This is a genomic window from Acidiferrimicrobium sp. IK (assembly GCF_025499425.1).
In the GTDB taxonomy this organism is placed as follows: domain Bacteria; phylum Actinomycetota; class Acidimicrobiia; order Acidimicrobiales; family Palsa-688; genus Acidiferrimicrobium.
Map to the genome: position 1 here is coordinate 699,308 of NZ_JAIMCB010000001.1, position 9,893 is coordinate 709,200.

The 9,893-nt window shown below is 68.6% G+C and carries 4 protein-coding genes; 3 read left to right on the forward strand and 1 reads right to left on the reverse strand.

The features are described from left to right. Positions 1 to 205: 205 nt before the first annotated feature. Positions 206 to 925 carry a DUF4389 domain-containing protein gene (locus K6U06_RS03415; protein ID WP_262320479.1) on the reverse strand — a complete coding sequence of 240 codons (720 nt, stop codon included), beginning with the start codon at positions 923 to 925 and terminating at the stop codon, positions 206 to 208. Between the two features lie 449 nt (positions 926 to 1,374). Here K6U06_RS03415 and K6U06_RS03420 point away from each other — a divergent pair, with 449 nt between their 5' ends. The 3 genes from K6U06_RS03420 (at position 1,375) to K6U06_RS03430 (ending at position 9,794) form a co-directional block, all read left to right on the forward strand. Beyond that, positions 1,375 to 4,893 (forward strand): DNA-directed RNA polymerase subunit beta, encoded by a 3,519-nt coding sequence (locus K6U06_RS03420; RefSeq protein ID WP_410050976.1) that lies wholly within the window; start codon positions 1,375 to 1,377, stop codon positions 4,891 to 4,893. 5 nt (positions 4,894 to 4,898) lie between these two features. After that, positions 4,899 to 8,954 (forward strand): DNA-directed RNA polymerase subunit beta', encoded by a 4,056-nt coding sequence (locus tag K6U06_RS03425; RefSeq protein WP_262320481.1) that lies wholly within the window; start codon positions 4,899 to 4,901, stop codon positions 8,952 to 8,954. Positions 8,955 to 9,221: 267 nt separating this feature from the next. Then, positions 9,222 to 9,794 (forward strand): RNA polymerase sigma factor, encoded by a 573-nt coding sequence (locus K6U06_RS03430; protein ID WP_262320482.1) that lies wholly within the window; start codon positions 9,222 to 9,224, stop codon positions 9,792 to 9,794. Positions 9,795 to 9,893: the final 99 nt, after the last annotated feature.

Genomic DNA, 9,893 nt, shown 5'->3' on the forward strand with positions numbered 1-9,893 from the left:
CGGATCCAGGTGATGCCGTCCATCAACTCCGACCCGCTGAGCGATAACCGGCGGGCCTCCAGCGCCAGGCGGCTCGGCGTAGGAATCCGCGCCGACGCCGGCCACCACCACCCGCGGCGCGTCGGCCTCTCGCGCCTCGACCTCCGCGGTGGTGAGCCCGCCCGGGGGCGCCGGCAGGGTCAGCGGCCCCGAGGGGATCACCGGATCAGATACCGGCTGGGCCGACGAGCGGGCCGCCCGCTGCCGGCGCCGGCGGGATGCCGGCCATGCCGTGGCCGGGGTCGTCGCCGCCGGGATCCAGCCGGAACGGCGGGTACTCGTCGCGCATGAGCGCAACATACGCGAGGACCCGGAAGCACCACCGGTTGAGGCCCATCAACAAGTCGAACAGCGGGGCCGGGTACTCGCCGCGCACCGCCCGGGTCACCGCCGCGATCACCGCCAGGAGGGCGATCAGCCCGCCGCCGCCGGCCAGGCGCCAGCTTCCCGGCCAGCCGAACCCCCAACCGCCGGCCAGCACGCCGACGATGATCAGGTGGGGGAGCGCCAGCAGCCACCACTTGACCAGCACCAGCCCCCGGGACAGGTGCTCGGGATAGTCGATCTCCAAGTCGGCGGGGAACGCCGGGTCGGGGTCCAGGCTGAACGGCGGGTAGCGGTCGGTTCCGAACGCGCCGGTGGTGTAGAAGAGCACCCGCCACGTCCAGCGCATCACCCCGACGTTGAACTCGAAGATCTTCGGCGGGTACCGGCCGGTGAAGAGGATCGACACGCCGGCCACCACGGTCAGCACCGTCACCACGATCCAAAGCGCCCACAGCACCACGACGTGGGGGATGACCAGCACCAGCTTGGCCACCCACAACCAGCGGCGGGCGGCCGGGTCGACGTGGCCGTCGAGGCGGACCGGGTACGAGGGCTGCATGGCGCACCTCCTTGGGTGACTACCTCCCCTCATCGGACCATCCCGGGCCCGGCGAGGCGTAGAGGACAAGGTCACGACCGGCCCCGCCCACAGTCCCGTCCCGGCGTCCGCCGGGCCGCCGGGGTCGCCGCCGGGGCGATCCGGGCCGCTGTCCAGCACTTTTCCCCACCCTGTCCCCACCTTTTCAACACCCAAACGCTTGACCCCGGCCCGTAAGTGCCTTACCCTCAACGACAAATCCACGATGCCCGCAGAAGGCGGTTGTCTTCTCCTGCCCGATGGCCTACACTGGGCAGTTGCCGTGGTCTCCCTCCCTGCACTCCGAGCCGCTTCGTCGCGGCTCGGCTGCGTTCTCACGGCCAGCTCACCCACCCTCCCCCAGGAGTAGGCCCTTGCCGTCTCGTCCCGCCTTCCGGGAGCGCTTCTCTTTCGCCAACCTTGACGAGGTCATGCCGCTCCCGGACCTGATCTCGATTCAACGTGATTCGTTCAAGTGGTTCCTCGAGCAGGGTCTGGCGGACACGTTCCGCGACATCAGCCCGATCGAGGACTTCTCTGGCTCACTGAAGCTCATCCTCGAGTTCGATCCGGATGATCAGGATCTCCGCCCGCCGCCCAAGTTCACGGTGGAGGAGTGCAAAGAGAAGGACATGACGTACGCCGCGCCGATCTTCGTGCGCGCCCAGTTCCAAAACGCCAACACCGGGGAAATCAAGGAGCAGACCGTCTTCATGGGTGACTTCCCCATGATGACGGACAAGGGCACCTTCATCATCAACGGCACCGAGCGGGTCGTGGTGTCGCAGCTGGTCCGCTCGCCGGGCGTCATCTTCCAGCCCGGCCGCGACGCCAAGACCGTGGTCACCGGCACCATCCACCCCTACCGCGGCGAGTGGATCGAGTTCGACGTCGAGGCCAAGCCCGGCAAGGACATCACCGCCGGCAGCCGGGTGGCCCGCAAGCGCCGCCTCAGCCTGTTCGTGCTCCTCCGGGCCCTCGGCTACACCGACGAGGGCTTCCTCGAGCGCTTCGTCCGCCACTTCGACTTCCTCGAGGGGCAGTGGGAGAAGGAGCGGGAGCTGGCCCCGACCCAGGAGGAGGCCCTGCTCGAGATCTACAAGCGGGCCCGTCCCGGCGAGCCGCCCTCGGCCGAGTCCGCCCGCGCCTACTTCGAGAACGCGTTCTTCAACGGGAAGCGCTACGACCTGACCCGGGTCGGGCGCTACAAGCTGGACCGCAAGCTCGGCCCGGAGATCGCCAAGGCCGAGGAGCTCTTCGGCATCGACCTCGAGCACCCCGAGGAGGGCCAGGGCGTCCTGTCGCGAAGCGAGATCCTCGCCGCGTGCAGCTACCTGCTGCACCTGGCGCAGGGCGAGAGCGGCTACCGCCTCGACGACCAGGACCACTTCGCCAACCGGCGGATCCGCTCCGTCGGCGAGCTGATCCAAAACCAGGTCCGCGTCGGGCTGTCGCGGATGGAGCGGGTGGTGCGCGAGCGCATGACCACCCAAGACGTCGAGGCGATCACCCCCCAGACGCTGATCAACATCCGCCCGGTCGTCGCCGCGATCAAGGAGTTCTTCGGGACCTCCCAGCTGTCGCAGTTCATGGACCAGACCAACCCGCTGTCGGGCCTGACCCACAAGCGGCGCCTGTCGGCGATGGGCCCGGGCGGCCTGTCCCGGGAGCGGGCCGGCTTCGAGGTCCGAGACGTGCACACCTCCCACTACGGCCGGATGTGCCCGATCGAGACCCCCGAAGGCCCGAACATCGGCCTGATCGGCCACCTCGCGTCGTACGGGCGGATCAACTCCTACGGCTTCATCGAGACGCCGTACCGCAAGGTCGTCGACGGCATCGTCACCGAGGAGATCCAGTACTTCGCGGCCGACGAGGAAGAGCAGTACGTCATCGCCCAGGCCAACGCCAAGCTGGCCGAGGACGGCACCCTCGTCGACGACCGGGTGCTGGTGCGTCGGGCGCCGCAGGGTCCCGGCGTGCGCGTCGGCGCCGGCGGCACCACCTACGGCACCACCTCCGAGGTTGACTTCGTGCCGCCCACCGAGGTGGACCTGATGGACGTCAGCCCCAAGCAGATGGTCTCCATCTCCACCGCGCTGATCCCCTTCGTCGAGCACGACGACGCCAACCGGGCGCTGATGGGCGCCAACATGCAAAAGCAGGCGGTGCCGCTGGTCAAGCCGGAGGCGCCGTTCATCGGCACCGGCGTCGAGGCCCGCGCCGCTCGCGACGCCGGCGACGTGCTGCTGGCCGAGGGCAAGGGCCTGGTGATCGAGGTCGGTGGCGAGCACGTAACCGTCGACTACGAGCCGGGCCAGTCCGACTGGGCCGGGGTCACCCTCGGCCGGAAGGTGTACCGGCTGAGCAAGTTCCGCCGCTCCAACCAGAACACCTGCCTCAACCAGCGCATCGTCGTCGACGAGGGCGCCTCGGTCGAGAAGGGTGACGTGCTGGCCGACGGGCCCTCCACCGAGATGGGCGAGCTTGGGCTCGGCAAGAACCTCCTCGTCGCGTTCATGCCGTGGGAGGGCTACAACTACGAGGACGCCATCATCCTCTCCTCCCGCCTGGTGCGCGACGACGTGCTGACCTCGATCCACATCGAGGAGCACGAGGTCGACGCCCGCGACACCAAGCTCGGCGCCGAGGAGATCACGAGGGACATCCCCAACCTGTCCGAGGAGATCCTGAAGGACCTCGACGACCGGGGCATCATCCGCGTCGGCGCCGAGGTGTCCGCCGGGGACGTCCTGGTCGGCAAGGTCACCCCCAAGGGCGAGACCGAGCTGACCCCCGAGGAGCGCCTGCTGCGGGCGATCTTCGGCGAGAAGGCCCGCGAGGTGCGAGACACGTCCCTCAAGGTCCCCCACGGCGAGTCCGGCAAGGTCATCGACGTGCGGGTGTTCTCCCGTGAGGACGCCCACGAGCTGCCGCCCGGGGTCAACCAGCTGGTGCGGGTGTACGTCGCGCAGCGCCGCAAGATCTCCGAGGGCGACAAGCTGGCCGGCCGCCACGGCAACAAGGGCGTCATCTCCAAGATCCTCCCGGTCGAGGACATGCCGTTCCTGGCCGACGGCACCCCCGTCGACATCATCTTGAACCCCCTCGGCGTGCCGTCCCGGATGAACGTCGGGCAGGTCCTCGAGTCCCACCTCGGGTGGGCCGCCCGCTGGGGCTGGGAAGGCAACGAGCTGGCCACCGTCCCCAAGCGGGGCACCGAGAAGAAGACCCGCCCGATCGGGCAGCCGTCGGTGCACGTGGCCACGCCGGTGTTCGACGGCGCCCACTGGGACGAGGAGCTCGAGGCCGGCCGGCACCCGACGATGCAGAAGGTGTTCGCCACCCTCAACCCGGAGGCCCCCGGCACCACCTACGGCGTCGACGGCCGCCTGATCGGCACCGACGGCAAGGCCACCTTGTACAACGGCCGGACCGGCGAGCCCTACGACAACCCGATCTCGGTCGGCTACGTGTACATCTTGAAGCTGGCCCACCTCGTGGACGACAAGATCCACGCCCGCTCCACCGGGCCCTACTCGATGATCACCCAGCAGCCCCTCGGCGGCAAGGCCCAGTTCGGCGGCCAGCGCTTCGGGGAGATGGAGGTGTGGGCCCTCGAGGCCTACGGCGCCGCCTACGCCCTGCAGGAGCTGCTGACCATCAAGTCCGACGACGTCCTCGGCCGGGTCAAGGTCTACGAGGCGATCGTCAAGGGGGAGAACATCCCCGAACCAGGCATCCCCGAGAGCTTCAAGGTGCTCATCAAGGAGATGCAGTCGCTCTGCCTCAACGTCGAGGTCCTCTCGCTCACCGGCGAGGAGATCGAGATGCGTGAGCTGGACGAAGACGTGTTCCGCACCGCGGAAGAACTGGGCATCGACATCTCTCGACCGGAGCGCGGCTCCGACGAGGAAGATGCCCGCCGAGCAGCAGAGAGAGGGTTCTGAGCCACATGCTCGATGTGAACAACTTCGATCAGTTGAGGATCGGTCTGGCCACCGCCGACTCGATCCGTACCTGGTCCAACGGCGAGGTCAAAAAGCCCGAGACCATCAACTACCGGACGCTGCGTCCGGAGAAGGACGGGCTGTTCTGCGAGAAGATCTTTGGTCCGACCAAGGACTGGGAGTGCTACTGCGGCAAGTACAAGCGGGTCCGCTTCCGCGGCATCGTCTGTGAGCGCTGCGGCGTCGAGGTCACCCGCTCGAAGGTCCGCCGCGAGCGGATGGGCCACATCGAGCTGGCCGCGCCCGTCGTGCACATCTGGTACCTGCGCGGCACCCGCAGCTGGCTGGCCTACTTGCTCATGGGCACCGAGGCCCGCGAGGAGCTGAAGGCCAAGCAGCTGGAGAAGGTCATCTACTTCGCGGCCAACCTGGTCACCTTCGTCGACGAGGAGAAGCGCACCGCGGATATCCCCAACCTCGAGGCGGAGCTGCTCGAGGAGCTGGGCGAGATCGAGCGCGACCGCGACCTGGCCCTCGACCGGCGGTTCAAGGCCCTCGAGGACGAGCTGGCCCAGCTGGAGAAGGACGGCGCCAAGGACTCCGAGATCAAGGCCCGCCAGCGCCAGGTGGACAAGGAGCTCGCCGGCATCCGCGAGCGCGCCGAGGGCGACATCGACTTGGTGCGGCGCTCCTTCGACGAGTTCCGCAACCTCCACAGCCGCAAGATCATCGAGGACGAGCTGCTGTGGCGTGAGCTGAAGGACCGCTACGGCGACTACTTCCGGGGCGGCATGGGCGCCGAGGCGATCGCCCAGCTGATCGGCGAGATCGACTTCGACGAGGAGGAGATCAAGCTCCGCGAGGCCATCGACCCCGTCGACGGCCGCCGGCCGCTGTCGGTGCAGCGCAAGCAGAAGGCGATCAAGCGCCTGAAGATCGTCACCGCGTTCAACCGCCGCGACGACAACGGCCGGCGGGCCAACGACCCGCGGGCGATGATCCTCGACGCGGTGCCGGTGATCCCGCCGGAGCTGCGCCCGATGGTCCAGCTCGACGGTGGCCGGTTCGCGACCTCCGACCTGAACGACTTGTACCGCCGGGTCATCAACCGCAACAACCGCCTGAAGCGCCTGCTTGACCTCGGAGCCCCCGAGATCATCGTGAACAACGAGAAGCGGATGCTGCAGGAGGCCGTCGACGCCCTCTTCGACAACGGCCGTCGCGGCCGTCCGGTCACCGGCCCGGGCAACCGGCCGCTCAAGAGCCTCTCGGACATGTTGAAGGGCAAGCAGGGCCGGTTCCGCCAGAACCTGCTCGGCAAGCGCGTCGACTACTCCGGCCGTTCGGTCATCGTGGTCGGCCCGACGCTGCGCCTGCACCAGTGCGGCCTGCCCAAGCAGATGGCCGTCGAGCTGTTCAAGCCGTTCGTGATGAAGCGCCTGGTCGACTTGGAGCTGGCGCAGAACATCAAGTCCGCGAAGCGGATGGTCGAGCGGCGCCGCACCCAGGTGTGGGACGTCCTCGAGGAGGTCATCAAGGAGCACCCGGTGTTCCTCAACCGGGCCCCGACCCTCCACCGCTTGGGTATCCAGGCGTTCGAGCCGGTCCTGGTCGAGGGCAAGGCCATCCAGCTGCACCCGCTGGTGTGCACCGCGTTCAACGCCGACTTCGACGGCGACCAGATGGCCGTCCACCTGCCGCTGTCCGCGGAGGCGCAGGCCGAGGCCCGCATCTTGATGCTCTCGGCCAACAACATCCTCTCGCCGGCCACCGGCCGCCCGATCGTCACCCCGACCCAGGACATGGTGTTCGGCGCCTACTACCTGACGCTGGTCAAAGACGGCGTCACGGGTGAGGGCCGGGTGTTCCGCCACCTCCACGAGGTGCTGCGGGCGTACGAGGGCGGCGACTTGGACCTCCACGCGAAGATCCTGTGGCGCCGGCCGCAGGTCGTCGCCGGGGGCACCGAGGCCGGCGAGAACGAGGCGCTGGTCGCCGACGGCGGCAACGACGTCGCCACCTCCGGTGATCCCGTCGCCGACGCCACCGAGGCCACGGAGATCGAGACCACCGCCGGGCGGATCATCTTCAACACCGCCCTGCCGGAGGACTTCCCCTTCGTCAACGACATCGTCGGGAAGCGGAACCGTTCGATCGGCTCGATCGTCGAGGTCCTCGCGGACCGCTACAACCGGGCCGAGGTGGCCGAGAGCCTGGACCGGATCAAGGACCTGTGCTTCAGGTACGCGGCGCAGTCCGGGCTGACCATCTCGATCAACGACGTGCGGACCCCGCCGACCAAGCGGGAGATCATCGAACGCTACGAAGGCGAGGCCCAGAAGGCCGAGACGCAGTTCAAGCGGGGCATCATCACCGACGACGAGCGGCGCCAGAAGGAGATCGAGATCTGGACCTCGGCCAACTCCGAGGTCGGCAAGGCCATGGAGGACGCCCTCCACGCCATCCCGTTCAACCCGCTCGACATGATGGTCGACTCCGGCGCCCGCGGTAACCCGCAGCAGGTCCGCCAGATCGCCGGTATGAAGGGCTTGGTCTCCAACCCCCGCGGCGAGATGATCCCCCGCCCGATCCTGTCCTCGTTCCGTGAGGGCCTGTCGGTGCTGGAGTACTTCATCTCCACCCACGGCGCCCGCAAGGGCCTGGCCGACACCGCGCTTCGCACCGCCGACTCCGGGTACCTGACCCGGCGTCTGGTGGACGTCGCCCAGGAGCTGATCATCCGGGAGGACGACTGCGGCTCGACTCGCGGCATCTGGATCCGCGACGTCCACCAAGACGACGACCGGGCCCGGACCTACCTGGAGACCCGCATGGACGGCCGGGTGATCGCCCGCGACGTCACCCTCTCCGACGGCACGGTCCTGCCGGCGGGCACCATGATCTCCCCGGAGATCATGGTCACCCTCCGCGACGACCCTGCGGTCACCGAGGTCCTGTGCCGCTCGGTGCTCACCTGCGACGCCGAGCAGGGCATCTGCGCCGCCTGCTACGGGCGGTCGCTGGCCACCAACCTCGAGATCGAGCTCGGTGAGGCGGTCGGTGTCATCGCCGCCCAGTCGATCGGGGAGCCCGGCACGCAGCTGACCATGCGTACCTTCCACACCGGTGGTATCGCCGGTGAGGACATCACCCACGGTCTGCCCCGCGTCGTCGAGCTGTTCGAGGCCCGCACCCCGAAGGGCGCGGCGATCCTGTCGCCGGTCTCGGGTGTGGTCCGCCTCGCCGACGAGGACAACGCCCGGCGGGTCACCGTCGTCTCCGACGAGGGCGAGGAGTGGTCGGTCAACGTCAGCCTCCGGGCCAAGCTGGCCGAGGGCGTCCACGAGGGCGGCGAGATCGCCGCCGGCGACTCCATCGTCGACGGTCCGAAGGACCCGAAGGCGCTCCTCGAGATCAAGGGGATCCGGGCCACCCAGCAGTACCTGGTCTCCGAGGTCCAGCAGGTGTACCGCGACCAGGGCGTGTCGATCCACGACAAGCACATCGAGCTCATCGTCCGCCAGATGCTGCGCCGGGTGCTCGTCGCCGAGCAGGGCGAATCGCCGTTCCTGCCCGGGGAGCGGGTCGACTCCCGCAACTACGCGGAGGCCAACCGTCAGCTGGTCACCGAGGGCAAGCGGCCCGCCGAGGGCCGCCCCGAGCTGATGGGGATCACCAAGGCGTCGCTGGCCACCGAGAGCTGGCTGTCGGCGGCGTCTTTCCAGGAGACCACCCGGGTCCTCACCGAGGCGGCCATCGAAGGCAAGTCCGACCACCTCTACGGGCTGAAGGAAAACATCATCATCGGGAAGCTGATCCCCGCCGGCACCGGCATGACCCGGTACCGGGACCTGGTGATGGACGCCCCCGAAGCCGAGCACATGACGTTTTGGAGCTCGGAGGAGGAGGCCGGCACCGAGGACCTGGCCGCGTGGCTGGCGTCGATCGGCCCGACGGCCGGCGACGGCGCCGACGGCGGACTGGTCGGCTCGTTCGGTGACTTCGGTACCGACACCGCCGCCCCCGGCTTCGGGGCCAGCGGCGAAGAGAGCGCCGGTTAGCGCTCGACCGATGTGGTTGAGCGCCGGTTAGTGCTCGGCTTGCATTGACGTTGTGACGGTGGCCGCCCCTCTGGGGGCGGCCACCGTCGTTCCGGAGGCTGATCTGAGGGCGACCGGTAAGGGTCGTGGCCCAGTCGGGGTAGCTGTGGCCCGGCGCTTGTTTCACTCGACCACAGTGCCAAGGCCGCCTGGGGAGCCGGCGTCGTTGCTGGACGAGGGAAGGCGACTTCAGCGGGACCCCTGGAGCGTCGACCCTACAAGTGGGCTATGGCAACGGAACCGCACCTTTCGCCGGAACAGGTGGACACGATCCTGGCCGCGGCATCGACGGGCACTGCGTGGGCGTTCGAGGCTCTGTACCGGGCGTTCGTCCCGTCGGTGGTCGGATACCTCCGGGCGCAGGGCGCGTGGGACCCCGAAGATCTCTCCAGCGAGGTGTTCCTCGGAGTGTTCCAAGGGCTGCCCGCCTTCCACGGCGGCGAGAGCGACTTCCGATCCTTCCTGTTTTGCATCGCCCACCGACGGGTGGTCGACGACCGCCGCAGACGGGATCGCCGCGTCGTCCAGGTGTCCCAGGACCAAGCGTCGCCGGAGCCGGCCCCCGCCCGCGACACCGAGTCTCAAGCGATCGCCAATCTGGAGTCCGAGCGGGTCGCGCGACTGTGCGGGCGGCTATCGGCCGACCAGCGCGACGTGATCCTGCTGCGTCTCGTGGCCGACCTGACTCTCGAGCAGACCGCGCAGGCCCTCGGCAAGAGCACCGCAGCGATCAAGGCTCTGCAGCATCGAGGGCTGCAAGCGTTGAAGAACGTGCTAAGAGGCTCAGCGGATTGGTGTTGATGCCGGTGACCAGCGGTTTCGCCAGTCGATGAGTTTGGCGACGAGCAGGAATGTGACGGCCAGGGCGAACTGGGCGATGCGGTGGGCGGGCTTGCGGTC

Excerpts from the sequence above, each read along its gene's own strand:
- K6U06_RS03415 (WP_262320479.1), bottom strand. The coding sequence starts at position 925 with ATGCAGCCCTCGTACCCGGTCCGCCTCGACGGCCACGTCGACCCGGCC.
- K6U06_RS03420 (WP_410050976.1), top strand. The coding sequence starts at position 1,375 with ATGCCGCTCCCGGACCTGATCTCGATTCAACGTGATTCGTTCAAGTGG.
- K6U06_RS03425 (WP_262320481.1), top strand. The coding sequence starts at position 4,899 with ATGCTCGATGTGAACAACTTCGATCAGTTGAGGATCGGTCTGGCCACC.
- K6U06_RS03430 (WP_262320482.1), top strand. The coding sequence starts at position 9,222 with ATGGCAACGGAACCGCACCTTTCGCCGGAACAGGTGGACACGATCCTG.